The organism is Actinomadura sp. WMMA1423 (genome assembly GCF_006547145.1).
Classification (GTDB): Bacteria; Actinomycetota; Actinomycetes; order Streptosporangiales; family Streptosporangiaceae; genus Spirillospora.
Map to the genome: position 1 here is coordinate 4,188,856 of NZ_CP041244.1, position 14,216 is coordinate 4,203,071.

Consider the following 14,216-nt stretch of genomic DNA (forward strand, 5'->3'; position numbering starts at 1 on the left):
GGTGGGGCCAGGCCGTGCGGAATTCGCGGTGCGAGCGCGGGCCGGTCAGCTCGCCCGTGCTGGACTGGTGCGGCGTCGCGCCCGACCGCGCCGTGCGGGGCGCGTTGCGGGAGGGTGTACGGGGCGCAGCCCGGAACGGAAGAGTCCGTCGTCGAGGCGGCGGGCCGCACACGACTCGAGCGTCTCTCGCAGCGGTCCGTCGCGCAGGACCGCACCACGACCGAGCAGGCCTTCGACCACGGCCAGCGCCCCGCAGACATCGCCGTGGCCGAGCCGCTCCCGGACGGCGGGCAGTGCCTGCGGGTCGCGGTGCACCGCGTCGATCGCGCGAAGGCACGGCAGCGCGGGGCCACCGAGTGCCACCAGCAGCTCTTCCCGGCGCAGTTGTACCGGGTCATGGTCGACCGCCGTCAGCACCCCGTCCCGCAGCACGATCCGGTGGACGTCGCCCCGGCACTCCACCCTGTGGGGGTCACCGGGCTGATGCCCGGGCCCGGGCGCGGGTCCTGCTCCAGACGCCGACAACGCCTTGGCTACAAGTGGATGCAGCCGATCGGCGGCGACCAGCCCGGCCCGCAGCAACGCCAGATCCGGAAGGACCCGGGCCGACGCCTCCGGTAGCACCGGCAGCGCCGCGACCACCTGAGGCGGCAGCACCTCCTGAAGCGACCGGAACGTCGGGACATGGTGGTCATCAGGGGCGACGAGTTCGAACGCCCTGCGGTCCCGTGCGCCGAGCCGAACGGTGAAGACCCCGCCGGAGTCGCCCTCCGCCCCCAGCAACATCTCGGCCTCCGCGGCCCACCGCGCCGGCGCCCACGAGAGATCGTCGGCCTCGGGGGGATCGGGCCGGACCGGCCCTTTCAGCCAGGCGAGCAAGTGGGACCGGTCGGGGGGTGCCGCTTCCGGCGCGGCGCCCGCACCGCAGCGCGACGCCAGTTCGCCGCACCGACTGGAGTCCCACAGATGCCGGTGCAGGTCGAGCCGGAAACGCCGGGCAGGATGCGGGTGGGGATGATGGCCCGGTGCGCCGCCGCCGTGCTCGTCCCAGAGGGCCAAGGACATCCGTTGGCCGGCGTCCGCCCAAGCCGGCGGTGTTCGCACCACCAACTGCAACGGCGTGGTGCCGGAACCGCCGTAACGGCTGAGGGAGATGGTCAGGCCGGGCCGGATCCGCCCGTGAGGAGCGATGCGGGGTATGTGCCAGCGAAGCAGATCCGGTGCCAGCCGACGCAGATCCGCTCTGAGGCGGGAGACGAACTCGGTACCGTAGCGGTCGCGCACGGCACGCAGATCGAAATCGATGTCGACCCGAGCGGCGGCGCAGGCCCCCGCCCAGTCACCGACCAGACGCCGTGCGGTCGCAGTCTCGATCATGGACGGTGGTACGGCGTACTCACGAACGCGCTGCCACATCAGCAGACGGACCGGAATGTTCGCGAAGTGGGGTGCCATCAGCACTCACCTTGCGCGAACGGTTCCCCCGATCTGTATGAGGAGTTGTTCTTCATCGCGGACATCATAAGCACCCGGATGTGGATCTGTCAGTCCGACCACCGCTCGATCAACTCCATGGCCCGCGAGCCTGCGGGCGAGCAGCGCCAACGGGGGCGAGGGTCCGTTGCGGCCTTGCGGAAGCGACGCTACCGGCTCGATGGTGTTCATCCCGCGGTGCCGTGTGGGAGGGCGGGGGTGGGGCAGGTGTCAGGAACCTGACCTGGTCATTCGTCGTTTGAACTGATGACCTTCGCGACCAGAGAGGCCGATGGAACACCACAGATTTCCCGGCGCCGCTGACGATCCCGGGGCGGGGCACCGTTGATCACTGTGCTGTCCCTGCTCGCCGGTGTGGTGGTCGTCCTGCTGATCACCGTGCTGACGGGCTACTTCGTCGCGCAGGAGTTCGCCTACATGGCCGTGGACCGGTCCCGGCTGGCCGCACGCGCCGGTGCCGGCGACCGGGGCGCAGGACGCGCGCTGAAGGTGACGCGGCGCACCTCGTTCATGCTGTCGGGCGCCCAACTGGGAATCACGGTGACCGGCCTGCTCGTCGGATACGTCGCCGAACCGCTGATCGGCCGGGCCTTCGGGGACATGATCGGCGGCGCCGGCCTCCCCAGGGGGGCCGGGATCGCGGCCGGCACGGTGCTGGCGCTGGCGTTCTCGACGGTGGTGCAGATGCTGTTCGGCGAACTGTTCCCCAAGAACCTGGCGATCGCCCGCCCCGAACCCGTCGCCCGATGGCTGTCGCGGTCGACGCTGCTCTATCTCAAGGCGCTCGGGTGGCTCATCTGGGTCTTCGACCAGGCCTCGAACCTGCTGCTCCGGATGCTGCGCATCGAGCCGGTGCACGATGTGGAGCACGCGGCGACCGAGCGGGACCTGGCGCACATCGTGGCCGAATCGCGCCGTACCGGGGATCTCCCACCGGACCTGTCGATCCTGCTCGACCGCATCCTCGACTTCCCCCGCCGGGACGTCGAGCACGCGATGATCCCGCGCACGCGCGTCGACACCGTCGGGGCCGCCACGGCCGTCGGGGAGGTCAGGCGGCTGATGAGCACCGGCCACTCCCGCTACCCGGTACTGGACGAACGCGATCGGGTCGTCGGCGTGGCGCACCTGGACGAGGTGCTGCTCGCCTCCGACCTCGCCGCGCCGGTCTCGTCGATCATGCGTCCGGCCGTGCTGGTGCCGACGCTGATGGCACTGCCGGCGGCCCTTGACCGGCTGACCGGGGATCGTGACCAGCTTGCCTGCGTCGTGGACGAGTTCGGCGGCTTCGTCGGCATCGTGACGCTGGAGGACCTCGCCGAAGAGCTGGTCGGCGAGATCAGCGACGAGCACGACGTCGCCGCCGAGGAACCCGCGGCCATCCGGGACGGGGACGCCTGGATCATCCCGGGCGGCTTCCACCTCGACGAGATCGAGCGCATCATCGGGCACCGCCTCCCGGACGGCGACTACGAGACCATGGCCGGCCTGGTGATCGCCGCCTGCGGTGCACTACCCGAGGCGGGGGCCGAACTGGAGGTCGAACTGCCGGCCGAGCCCGCCGACCTGGCGCACACCGACCATCCACCGAGGAGGTTCCTGCATGTCGAGGTCCTTGAGATCGGTGACCACCAGGTGCCGGCGTCGGTGCGGATCCGGCTGACGGCGCCGGACGAGCCCACCGGGGCCGCCGACGCCGGGGAGGGGCCGGAGCGATGAGCAGTCCATGGGCGGTACTGGCCGCGACCGTCGCGATCATCGCGTTGAGCGCCTTCTTCGTCGCCGTGGAGTTCGCCCTGATCGCCGCGAAGCGGCACCGGCTGGAGGATGCGGCGCCTTCCAGCCGGTCGGCGCGGGCGGCGCTGCGGAGCGCGTCCGAACTGACGCTGCTGCTGGCCGGCGCGCAACTCGGCATCACCTTCTGCACCCTGGCCCTGGGCGCGATCACCAAACCCGCCGTCCATCACTGGCTCACCCCGCTGCTGGAGTCCTGGGCCACGCCGCGGTGGCTGGCCGACCCGGCGGCGTTCGTGCTGGCACTGGTCATCGTCACGTTCCTGCACCTGGTGATCGGCGAGATGGCGCCCAAGTCCTGGGCCATCGCCCATCCGGAGCGGTCGGCCACGATGCTGGCGCTGCCGATGCGCGGCTTCATGCGGCTGACCCGCCCGCTGCTGCACGTCCTGAACGAGTCGGCCAACTGGTGCCTGCGCAAGGTCGGCGTCCAAGCCGCCGACCAGGTCGAGTCCGGCCAGGACCCGGACGCGCTGCGCCACCTGGTCGAGCACTCGGCCAACGTCGGCGCACTCGACGCCGGGTACTCGGCTCAGCTCTCCGAGGCTCTGGACCTGCGGAACCTGAAGATCGGCGACTTGGTCGAGCCGAACTCCACTCCCGCCTCCGTCCCCCCGGACGCGACCGTCGCCGACGTCCAGACCGCGGCCCGCGGTTCCGGACACCTGCGCATCCTCGTGACCGCCCCCGGCACCGCATGGGGTGTGATCCACGTGCGCGACACACTGACCCGGCCCGAGACCGCCGGCATCGCCCACCTGACCCGCCCGGCCCTCCGCATCGCCGCCGACACCACGGTCTCCACGGCGCTGACCCGGATGCGCGAGACCAGCGAGCAGCTCGCCCTGGTGACCGGGGACCAACGGATCCTGGGCGTCATCACCATCACCGACGTGCTGCGACGCCTGTTCCCCCGCACGCCCGCGCCGCCCCCGGCGGCCTGACGAGGCCGCGGAGCGGGGCGTCATCTGCTCGGCTGAGGAACCTTGCAGTTGGCGGTGGGGTTGAGACCGACGTAGTTGAGCGGACCGGTGGCCCAGGTGATCCCGATCGTGGCGATCGCGGCACAGCCGCCGTCGAACCGGGCGTAGTAGTGGCGCTGTCCCGCAGCGAGCGCCCCTATGATCAGCCAGGCGACGAGAATCCACCGTCCCGACCCCATCGCTACCTCCGGTGACCGCTTCGCCGATCTGGGTACAGTAACGACGAGATCGTCCATAGTTAAGCACGTCGGCCCGGGTGTCGTGTCACCAGCGCCGCGCGGGGGCGGCAGGGCCGACATGAGAGTCGGGCCCGATGCGGACGGGCTGACACTGCCCCGCCGGGGCGCGGCTCAGCCGGGCAGGTCCGCCAGGACGGCTTCGGCGGCGCGGCGGCCGGACACCAGGGCGCCCTGGATGGATCCTGTGTCGCGGTGGTCGCCGCAGACGTAGCGTCCCCTGCGGATTCGCACCGGGCGGCGCAGCCGCAGCGGCGGGGGCGTCGCCGGAAGAGCGGCTTCGATCGGATACGTGGCGATCAGATGCCAGTCGGCGGTGTCACCGTAGATCTCGTCCAGCCGGGCGCGCACGAGTGACTCGTCGGCGTCGAGCCCGAGCACCGAGGTCGAGATGAGCGCGCGGCCGTCGGCGGAGTACTCGGGCGCCGCGTCGGTGAGGACGAGGGTGTCGGTGATGATCCCCTCGGCGTCCAGGACTTGCAGGGGCTCCTCCAGCGGGGACTTCGGCGCCGCGTGGTAGAAGGTGGTGACGGCCCGCATGGCGGGCGCCTCGATCTCGGGGACGAGAGAGGCGGCCCGGACGGGGTCGGTCGCCACGATGACGGCATCGGCCTCGAACGTCTCCCCGTCGGAGGTCTGAATCCCATCACCGGTGACCGCTCCCACGGGAGTCTCCAGTGACAGCGCCCCGTCCGGCAGCCGCGCCGCGAGTTGCTCCGCCATCCGTCCCATCCCGAGGGCGGGGACGCCGATCGTGCCGCGTGCGAACGACCGCCAGATCAGGTGGAAGAAGCGGCTCGAGGTCTCCAGCTCCCGTTCCAGCAGCACTCCGGCCAGGAACGGACGCAGCAGCTTCTCGGTCATCCGCTCGGAGATGCCCCAGTGGCGAAGCTCCGCGGCCGTGTCGCGTTCGGCTCCTTGCAGGATCCGGGAGGCTGGAAACGTCAGGTCGCGGGCGGTCATCGCGGCCAGCGCGGCCTTGTCGCGGACGGAGCCGATGTCAGCGAGAGCGCCGCTCAGCGCGTGCCGGGGGTGCTTCCACGGGAGCATCACCCGCTCGCGCCGTCCCTGATGGAACACGAGCAGACCGGAAGCGAACGGCCTCAGGTCCAGGGCCGGGATGTCCAGGACGCGCCTGGCCTCGGGATAGGCGGTGTTGAAGACCTGGAACCCCCGGTCAAGCCGGAACCCGTCGACGCTGTCGGTCCGCGTCCGGCCCCCGACCCCGTCGGACGCCTCCAGCACCCGCACCGGCACCCCGGCCTCGTGCAGCCTCACCGCACACGCCAGCCCCGCGAGGCCGGCGCCGACGACGAGGGCACCAGGCACTTGACTCTCACTTTCCGTAACGGACTCTGAACGGACGGTCTGACTCCAAGGTTCTCCTGCCCATCTTGTTGCCCCTTACCCCGGTCGTTCCCCGCCGTGCCGGTCCTCGGCAGCCTTGGCGGCTCAGGCGGTGGCCGTGCTGTCGTCGGGGTAGACGTCCTGCACGGCTGGATCAGCGTCACACCCTCCTCCGAAGGAGGCTGGGAGGACCGCCTGCGGACGCGGATCGGGCACCGATTAGGTTTCCGCCCGCGCCCGTCTGTACGTGTGAGATCGACTCACAGGAGGCTGACGCCATGCGGAAACTGACCTACGGCATGAACCTGAGCGTGGACGGCTACATCGCCGCGCCCGGCGACGACCTCGGCTGGAGCGTCCCGAGCGACGAGCTGTTCCAGTGGTGGTCCGACCGGGTGGGGGCGACCGGCCTGGCGCTGTACGGGCGCAGACTGTGGGAGATGATGAGCTCCCACTGGCCGACCGCCGACCAGCAGCCCGGCGCCACACCGGCGGAGATCGAGTTCGCCCGCCGCTGGCGGGACATGCCCAAGGTGGTGTTCTCCTCGACGATCGACAAGGTCGACTGGAACAGCCGCCTGGTCACCGGCGACGCGGTCACCGAGATCACCCGGCTCAAGGCCGAGGACGACGGCCCGATGGACGTCAGCAGCCCGACGCTCGCCGGGGCGGCCATGCGGGCCGGGCTGATCGACGAGTATGTGCTGGTCACCGTGCCGGTCCTGGTGGGCGGCGGCAAGCCGTTCTTCACCGCGCTGGACAATTGGGTGAACCTGGACCTGGTCGAGACACGGACGTTCCCCGGCGGCGTGATGATGACCCGGTACGAGACGAGGCGATGAGCACGGGCCGAACGCTCGGCTCGTGAGCCGGTGTGAGGACGCCCCGCCGGCAGCGCCGGCGGGGCGGTGGTCTCCGCGCCCGATCACAGCGTCGCGGGCAGGCCCAGCCATGGTTTGCCGGTGACGTCGAATCCGGTGAGCTCGGCGATCTTCCCGTCGACGATGCGCAGGACCGCGATGTTCAGCAGACGGTATTCCGGGTCGTCGGGGGTGCGGAGGTACAGCACGGCGGCGGGCATGCGGTTGACCGTCGTGGCGACGCAGCGCCAGTCGTCGTTGCCGGGCTGGAAGAGCCCGCCGGCGACCCAGCCGTCCACCGCGTCCTTGGCGGTGACGTCCACGGTGCCCGACCCGGGCAGCATCATGAAGCGCAGGTCGTCGCGCAGCAGGGCCGTCAGCCCGTCGAGGTCGTTGCGCTCATGGGCGTCGATGTACGACTTCACCACACCGCGCTCGTCGTCCGACAACTCGTGCGTGGTGGGGCTCCGCCAGTCGAGGCGGCGGCCCGGCAGCCGCTCGCGCATCGTCACGCGCGCCCGCTGCAGCGCGCTGGTCACCGACGCGACGGTCAGTTCGAGGACGCCCGCGGCCTTCGACGCCGGCCAGCCCAGGACGTCGCGCAGGATGAACACCGCCCGCTGCCGCGGCGGCAGGTGCTGGACGGCGACGATGAACGCCAGCTCGATCGTCTCCCGCGCCACCGCCGATTCCTGCGGGTCCTCCGGGAGCATCTGGTCCGGGTAGGGCTGCAGGTAGCCCACCTCTGAGTCCGCGTCCGGCAAGGGTGTGCGGTCGTTGCGCTTCTCCAGGAAGTCGAGGCAGGCGTTCGTCGCGATCCGGTACAGCCAGGTGCGCGGCGCGGCATGGCCCTTGAACGACTCCCGCTTGTTCCACGCCCGCAGGAACGTCTCCTGCGTCATGTCCTGCGCGTCCTCGTAGTTCGCGAGCATCCGGTAGCAGTGCACCTGCAGCTCACGCCGGTAGCGCTCCGTGATGAGCGCGAACTGCGCCGTGTCGTTCGAGCGGGCCGCCGCGATGAACGCTGCCTTGTCGGCGCCCGGCAGTCCGGCGTCGGTCATGGTCGTCAATCCTTCCGCGGGTGGCGAGGAGCTACCAGGACTGACGACGCGGCGGAGGATTTCTGATCGGTCAAGCCGCCGGCACCAGGCCGTTCGCCAGGCCGGACGGGGCGGGGCGTCGTGTGGATCAGGCCTTGGCGCGCTGCTGCTTGAGGCGGAGTTCCTCTTCGCGGACTTTGGCCCTGATGGCTTGCTCGCGTTCCAGCCAGTCGGGGTTCTCGGCCTTCAGGTCCTCGATCTGGGCTGTGGTGAGGGGGCCGGTGATGCCGGCGCGGGCCAGGCCTGAGGCGGAGACGCGGAGCTTGGCGGCGACGACCTGGCGGGGGTGGGGGCCCTCGCGGCGAAGGTCGGCGAGCCACGAGGGCGGGTCGGCCTGGAGCGCGTTCAACTCGTCCCGGGAGACCGGGCCCTCCTGGAACTCGGCGGGCGCTGCCGACAGCAGGATCCCCAGCTTCTTGGCCGCGGTCGCGGGCTTCATGGTCTGCGGGGTCTTCGCCTTGGACGCGCTCATGACCTCAAGGGTAGCCAGCGGAAAGGGCCCCCTGGACGTGACTAGGCTGAGGGAGTGACCGAAGGTGAGTTCCGGCTGGCCTACGTGCCGGGGGTGACGCCCTCGAAGTGGGCCGGGGTGTGGGCCGAGCGGGTGCGGGACGTGCCGCTTCGGCTGGTGCAGATCCCCGCCGCCGATATCGTCCCCCTGCTGCGGAAGGGTGATGTGGACGCGGCGTTCGTGCGCCTGCCCGTCGACCGCGAGGCCCTCCACGTGATCCCGCTGTACCTGGAGACGACCGTCGTGGTGGTGCCCAAAGATCACGCGGTGGCCGCGGTGGAGGAGGTGGAGCTCGCCGATCTCGCCGACGAGGACGTGTTCGAGCCGCTCGACGAGGTCCTGACCTGGGGCGACCGCCCCGGGCAGCCCGCCTTCACCCGTCCTGAGGACACCGCCGCCGCGATCGGGTTGGTGGCGTCGGGGGCCGGCATCCTCCTGCTTCCGCAGTCCTTGGCCCGCCTCCACCACCGCAGAGACCTCACCTACCGCCCCGTGACCGACGCTCCTCGATCCCAGATCGGCCTGGCCTGGCTCGAAGCCGAGACGACCGACCTCATGGAGGAACTGATCGGCATCGTCCGCGGCCGCACCCCCAACAGCTCCCGCGGCCGCAACGCCCAACAGCAGCCCGACCGTAAGAAGCCGCCGCGCCGGCGTTCCACCCCTAAACGCCGCCCCCAAAGGCGCCGCCGTACGTGAAGAGTCGGTCAGACCGCGGTCGGCGCGTGGTCGGGCTCTGGCCGGACGCGTCGCCGTGTTCGGTCGGCCCGACCCAACTCGCTCCGCAGCGTGGACAGCGACACGGCTCCAACGAGGACGGTCCCGTCCGGAAACCGGAAGACCGGCACCCGCGGGCCGGACACGCGAGCGATCCGCGCAGCTCCCGGCCCGGCCCGCCCGCTCCCCTTCTCGCTGCTCCAACTGACGCCGAGCGCGAACGCGAGCCCCCGCAGCACGTTCACGTCTCCGATGTCCAGGCCGTCACTGAAGTAGGCGCGGTACAGGCGGGCGGCCATGTCCTCGGCGGCGCCCTGCGCGGCGGCCAGCGCGATGAGCCGGTGCGCGTGGTCGGTGCGGGCGGGCAAGATCCGGTCGAGGTCAACCACCAGGCCGTCGACCGCCGCCGCCTGCGCGACCTGCTCGATCCGCGCGGCGGGGACGAGTTGGAGAGGGCCGCCGCCCGGCGTCGTCGCCGCTGACGGGATCGCCGTCTGGTACGGCCTGAAGACGACTTCCAGTTCGCCGCCGCCTGCCCGGTGCTCCTCGGCGGCCCGCTGGAAGCGGGCGTAGCCGAGCGCCGACCACACGCAGGCGATGTCGTGGGTGAACTCAACTTTCACGGCCTCGCCCCTCACTGGCGGCACGGATCGTTCCGTGCCGCCTCAGCATGCCCGTCGCCGCGGCCCGCGTCAATACGGAACGTTCCGTGCCGCCTGAGGGCTAAGCTGTCCGCATGTCCCCCAGACGTCCTGAGCGCCGCAGCGAAGAGGCCGCCAACGCCGTCATCAAGGCCGCCATGGACCTGTGCCAGGAGGTCGGGTACCGCAAGCTCAGCATCGAGGGCATCGCCGCCCGCGCCGGCGTCGGCAAGAACACCATCTACCGCTGGTGGCCGTCCAAGGCGGCCGTGCTGCTGGACGGCCTGCTGTCCACCTGGAAGATGGACGCGACCTTCCCCGACACCGGTGACTTCGTCGCCGACATCAAGGCGCAGATGGCGGCGGCCTCGCGCATCCTCGGCGACGCGGACGTCTTTCCGCACTACCGCGCACTGATCGGCGAGGCCCAGCACGACCCCGACCTCCACCGGGCCCTGTGGGACAACTTCATCGGGCATCTGGCGGGCGCCGCCGCCGAACGCATCCGTGCGGCGCAGCGCGCAGGCCAGGTCCGCTCCGACGCCGACCCGGTGCTCGTCACCGAACTGCTCTACGGCGCCGCCTACTACCGCCGGCTCCTCACCCCGCGCGTGGCCGACACCGACCACATCAACGCCATCGTCGACCTCGCGCTCACCGGCCTCGCCCCATCGGCCGACGCACCCGGCCGGTAGCACGCCCACCGATTCCGATCGCCGAGATCACCCCCTGTGCTCCCGGCGAGGCGGATCAGCAGGTCATCCACCCCGCCGGCGGCCACGAACTCACGCGCACCCACGGAAGTGGCCAGAGGATGACCGGTTTCTGAGCTGGAGAGTGAGCGGCCGATCGGCCGATCCTCGGGGCGCGGTCGACCTGACGGCCGCAGTCCGAGGAGGAAGTACGTGGAAAATGATCGGATCGGCGGGGTGCTGCGAGCGGGACGGCTCGCGTGCCTCGCGGTAATGACGGTGATCGGCGTCGGGATGGCGCTCCTCGCGCCGGTCGGCGCCGTTCCGGTGCCGGTACCGGCCCAGGTCCGCGAGCGGATCGACGCCGGAATCCAGCACACCTGCGTGGTCGACGACGCCTTCGCGGTGCGGTGCTGGGGCAGCAACGACAGGGGCCAGCTGGGCCACGGCCGCAACGCCCTCGTACCGAGCCTGACGAGGGTTGGCGACAACGAGGCGCCGAGCACGGCGGGCACCGTCGATCTGGGCGGAAACCTGGCGTGGAAAGTGGCCACCGGGGGCCTGCATTCCTGCGCCGTCCTCGTCGAGGGCGGGGTCGTCTGCTGGGGGCAGAACCAGTGGGGCGTCCTCGGTTCCGGTGACCAGGGCGACGGCAGCAACCTTTCGATCGGCGACGACGAGGAACCCGCGGACGTGGCGATCGGAGGGGACATCATGGTCGACCTCGGGAGGGATCGCACCGCCAAGGCGATCGCCGCGGGCGGCACCCACACGTGCGTCATCAACGACCTGGACAACGTCATGTGCTGGGGCATGTCGGACAAGGGCCAACTTGGCTATCCGAACACCGACGAGATCATCGGCGACGACGAGGACCCCGACGACCTCGGCGCCGTGGACCTGGGCCACCGCACCGTCCGGGCGATCGCCGCGGGCGAGGATCACACCTGCGCGGTGACCGACAGCGGAGCCGTGTACTGCTGGGGCGACAACGGCCACGGACAGCTCGGGCTGCCTCAGGATCTGAACAATCAGATCATCGGCGACGACGAGACGCCGCTGTCGGCCGGGCACGTCGACCTGGACGGGATGAAGGCGGTGGACGTCACGGCGGGCCGCGCGCACACCTGCGCCACGCTGGAGGACGCGACGCTCCGCTGCTGGGGCGACAACACCTACGGCGCGACCGGGCTCGGCACCCCGGTCCTCGACGTGCCTCCGGACTCCGGCCCGGTGGGCCTGGGCGAGAGGCGCGTCACGACGACCGACGCCGGATACGACCACACCTGTACAGCGCTGACGGGCGACGTCCACCACGTCTGGTGCTGGGGGCACGTGGGCGGGCAGTCGAAGGACGGCCGGCTCGGCCTGCCGGAACTCGGCACGTTCGAAGACCTCGGTGACGACGAACCGCTGTCGGACGCCTCATGGGTGCACCTGAACGGAGACTCCGTCGTCGCGCTGGCCGCCGGTACCGCGCACACCTGCGCCGTCACCACCGCGGGCGAGGTCCGGTGCTGGGGCGACAACGCCGAGGGCGCGCTCGGGAACGCGCTCGGCAGGACCAACATGATCGGTGACGGCGAGCCCCCGGGTGCGATCCCTCCGATCGGTCTCGGCGCAACGGTCACCTGGAACCGGCCCTAGACGCCGTAGTCGCCACTGATAGTCGCCACTGACCGCCCACTTCTCCGAGCCGCCGCGGATCCGACCGGGCCCGCGGCGGCCTTCCGGGCTCTGTCGCCCGGCCGCGGACGGCGCTAGCCTGAGGTTCCCGGCCGCGGGAGTGGGAAATGGCGGAGAACCTCGCGTCGGTCATCGACGAGGAGCGCCGGCGGGCGTTCGTGGGACGGACCGGCGAGCTCGCCGCCTTCGGCGAGTCCCTCGGAGCCGGGACGCGACGCCGGGTCCTGCTGATCCACGGCCCGGGCGGGATCGGCAAGACCACGCTGCTGCACCAGTTCCGGATGCGTGCGCTGGCCGCGGGCCGTCCGGTGGTCTCGGTCGACGGGCGGGACGTCGACTGCTCACCGGAGGCCTTCCGCAGAGCGGCCGGGCACGCCGAGGGCGGCACCGAAACCGTCCTGCTGCTGGACGGTTATGAGTACCTCGCCGCGCTGGACACCTGGATCCGCGAGGAGTTCCTGCCGTCCGTCCCGGCGGGCATGGTCGTCGTGCTGGCCGGGCGTGAGCCGCCCAGCCAGCAGTGGCGCAGCGATCCGGGCTGGCGCGCGGTCACCGTCTGCCGTGAACTGGCCGCGCTGACCAGCGCCGAGAGCGTCGAGCTGCTGCTCCGGGCCGGGGTGGCCGCCCCGCTCACCGCGCGCCTGGCCGAACTCGGCCGGGGCCACCCGCTCGTACTGGCGCTGCTGGCCGACGCGGCCGCGGCGGGACCGCCGCCGGACGAGCTGGGCGAGGCGCCCGATCTCGTCGCGGCTCTGGTGCGACGGGTCGTCGGCGGCGTGCCCGACGAGGCGCACGCCACCGGCCTGGCGGTGTGCGCGTACGCGTGGCTCACCACCGAGGATCTTCTGCGCCGCGCGGTCGGAGAGCGCGCCGCGGAGATCTGGGCATGGCTGGAGGGCCGCCCGTTCATCGGCCGGGGCAGCGACGGCCTGCACGCCCACGATCTCGTACGGGACCTGCTCGCCGCCGACCTGCGGCGCCGCTCGCCCGAGGCCTACCGGCGCGTCCACCGCCTCGTCCACGACCACGCGGTCAGCGGCCTGCGCCGGACCGGTGGCGCGGGGGACCGGTGGCTGGCCGCCCACCAGAAGGTCTTCCTGCTCCGGCGGACGCCGCTGGCGGGTCCCGTCTGGTCGCTGCCGGAACTGCGGACCGCGGCGGTGACGCCCGGACGCCAGGACGACCATCCCGCCGTCCTGGCGCTGATCGAACGGTTCGAGGGCGTCCAGAGCGCGGCCGTCGCCGCACGATGGCTCGCCGCCCAGCCCGAGAACCTCGTCGTGGTCCGCACCTCCGCCGGCCTTGCGGGCTGCGCGTTCCAGTGCGTCTGGCCCGCCGACCCCGCCCTCCACGACGCCGATCCCGTCCTGCGCGCCGCGCTGGCGACGGCGGACCGGAACTCCCCGGCCAGGCCCGGAGAGCAGATCAGCATCGCCCGCTACGTCATCGGCCCCGACGGCCACGAGCGCGACCCCCACGCCGCCCTCGCGGCCTCGGTCATGTCCACCGTCGACTGGACCACCCGGCCGCTGGCCTGGTCCTTCACCGCCACCACCGACCCCGGCCACTGGGGCCCGATCTTCAACTACCTCGCTCTCACCAGGCAGGTCGCCGTCGCCTCCGAGGGCCTGTCCCACACCGTCTACGGCATCGACTGGCGCCGCCTGCCGGTCGAACGGTGGCTCGACCTCGTCTGCGAACGCGAACTCACCGGCGAAACCGGCCCTCCGCCGGCCGATCTCCTACGCCCGGCCCCGCTCGACCGCGACCGCTTCGACCAGGCCGTCCGCCAGGCGCTCCTGCACCTGAACCGCCCCGACCAGCTGACCGGCAACCCCCTCCTCGGCACCTGCCTGGTCGCCGACCCCACGCCCGCCTGCCTCCGCGCCGCCCTCCTGGCCGCCGTCGACCACCTGGCCCAGGACCCCCGCTCGCTTCCGCTCCGCCGCGTCCTCGACCGCACCTACCTCCACCCGGCCCCCACCCAGGAGGCCGCCGCCGAGGCCCTCCACCTCTCCTTCTCCACCTACCGCCGCCACCTGGCCAAGGCCACCGCCCGCCTCGCCGACCTCCTGTGGTCCCAGGAACTCACCGGCACGCCGCCGAACCCCGACGCGCCTCCGCGCTGACCGGCACCCGGGAGATCCGGCCGGAG

The 14,216-nt window shown here is 71.8% G+C and carries 13 protein-coding genes; 7 read left to right on the forward strand and 6 right to left on the reverse strand.

Annotated features, from left to right (window positions below):
- Window positions 1–45: 45 nt before the first annotated feature.
- Window positions 46–1,455 carry a hypothetical protein gene (locus tag FKD65_RS19350; RefSeq protein WP_141578830.1) on the reverse strand — a complete coding sequence of 470 codons (1,410 nt, stop codon included), beginning with the start codon at window positions 1,453–1,455 and terminating at the stop codon, window positions 46–48.
- 363 nt (window positions 1,456–1,818) lie between these two features.
- On the opposite strand from FKD65_RS19350, the gene FKD65_RS19355 reads away from it, so the two are divergent.
- Window positions 1,819–3,213 carry a hemolysin family protein gene (locus FKD65_RS19355; RefSeq protein WP_141578831.1) on the forward strand — a complete coding sequence of 465 codons (1,395 nt, stop codon included), beginning with the start codon at window positions 1,819–1,821 and terminating at the stop codon, window positions 3,211–3,213.
- Entirely contained in the window at window positions 3,210–4,232 is a 1,023-nt protein-coding gene (locus FKD65_RS19360; protein WP_141578832.1) for a hemolysin family protein, read from the forward strand. Before FKD65_RS19355 ends, FKD65_RS19360 begins: the two co-directional genes overlap by 4 nt.
- Window positions 4,233–4,252: 20 nt before the next feature.
- Here FKD65_RS19360 and FKD65_RS19365 read toward each other — a convergent pair whose 3' ends face one another.
- Window positions 4,253–4,507 (reverse strand): hypothetical protein, encoded by a 255-nt coding sequence (locus FKD65_RS19365; protein WP_240810240.1) that lies wholly within the window; start codon window positions 4,505–4,507, stop codon window positions 4,253–4,255.
- Window positions 4,508–4,621: 114 nt separating this feature from the next.
- Window positions 4,622–5,836, reverse strand: coding sequence for an NAD(P)/FAD-dependent oxidoreductase (locus FKD65_RS19370; protein ID WP_141578833.1), 1,215 nt, complete (start codon window positions 5,834–5,836; stop codon window positions 4,622–4,624).
- A gap of 296 nt (window positions 5,837–6,132) precedes the next feature.
- Here FKD65_RS19370 and FKD65_RS19375 point away from each other — a divergent pair, with 296 nt between their 5' ends.
- Entirely contained in the window at window positions 6,133–6,696 is a 564-nt protein-coding gene (locus FKD65_RS19375) for a dihydrofolate reductase family protein (protein ID WP_141578834.1), read from the forward strand.
- Window positions 6,697–6,779: 83 nt separating this feature from the next.
- Here the strand turns inward: FKD65_RS19375 and FKD65_RS19380 are convergent, their stop codons facing one another.
- Window positions 6,780–7,775 carry an RNA polymerase subunit sigma-70 gene (locus FKD65_RS19380; protein WP_141578835.1) on the reverse strand — a complete coding sequence of 332 codons (996 nt, stop codon included), beginning with the start codon at window positions 7,773–7,775 and terminating at the stop codon, window positions 6,780–6,782.
- 127 nt (window positions 7,776–7,902) lie between these two features.
- Window positions 7,903–8,286, reverse strand: a complete 384-nt coding sequence (locus FKD65_RS19385; protein ID WP_141578836.1) for a DUF5997 family protein — start codon at window positions 8,284–8,286, stop codon at window positions 7,903–7,905.
- Between the two features lie 54 nt (window positions 8,287–8,340).
- Here FKD65_RS19385 and FKD65_RS19390 point away from each other — a divergent pair, with 54 nt between their 5' ends.
- Window positions 8,341–9,024: a LysR family substrate-binding domain-containing protein gene (locus FKD65_RS19390; RefSeq protein ID WP_240810241.1), complete on the forward strand. Its 684-nt coding sequence runs from the start codon at window positions 8,341–8,343 to the stop codon at window positions 9,022–9,024.
- A gap of 8 nt (window positions 9,025–9,032) precedes the next feature.
- On the opposite strand, the gene FKD65_RS19395 is transcribed toward FKD65_RS19390, so the two are convergent.
- On the reverse strand, window positions 9,033–9,665 hold the full coding sequence (locus FKD65_RS19395; RefSeq protein WP_168221107.1) for a DsbA family protein: 633 nt from the start codon (window positions 9,663–9,665) through the stop codon (window positions 9,033–9,035).
- A gap of 113 nt (window positions 9,666–9,778) precedes the next feature.
- Between FKD65_RS19395 and FKD65_RS19400 the strand changes: the two genes are divergently transcribed.
- The 3 genes from FKD65_RS19400 to FKD65_RS19410 all read left to right on the forward strand — a co-directional run bounded on the left by FKD65_RS19400 (window position 9,779) and on the right by FKD65_RS19410 (window position 14,190).
- Complete coding sequence (locus tag FKD65_RS19400; RefSeq protein WP_141578838.1) at window positions 9,779–10,378, forward strand: TetR/AcrR family transcriptional regulator; 600 nt, start codon at window positions 9,779–9,781, stop codon at window positions 10,376–10,378.
- Between the two features lie 210 nt (window positions 10,379–10,588).
- A complete protein-coding gene (locus FKD65_RS19405) occupies window positions 10,589–12,022 on the forward strand; it encodes an RCC1 domain-containing protein (protein ID WP_141578839.1) in 1,434 nt (477 codons plus the stop codon).
- Between the two features lie 146 nt (window positions 12,023–12,168).
- A complete protein-coding gene (locus FKD65_RS19410) occupies window positions 12,169–14,190 on the forward strand; it encodes an AAA family ATPase (protein WP_141578840.1) in 2,022 nt (673 codons plus the stop codon).
- Window positions 14,191–14,216: the final 26 nt, after the last annotated feature.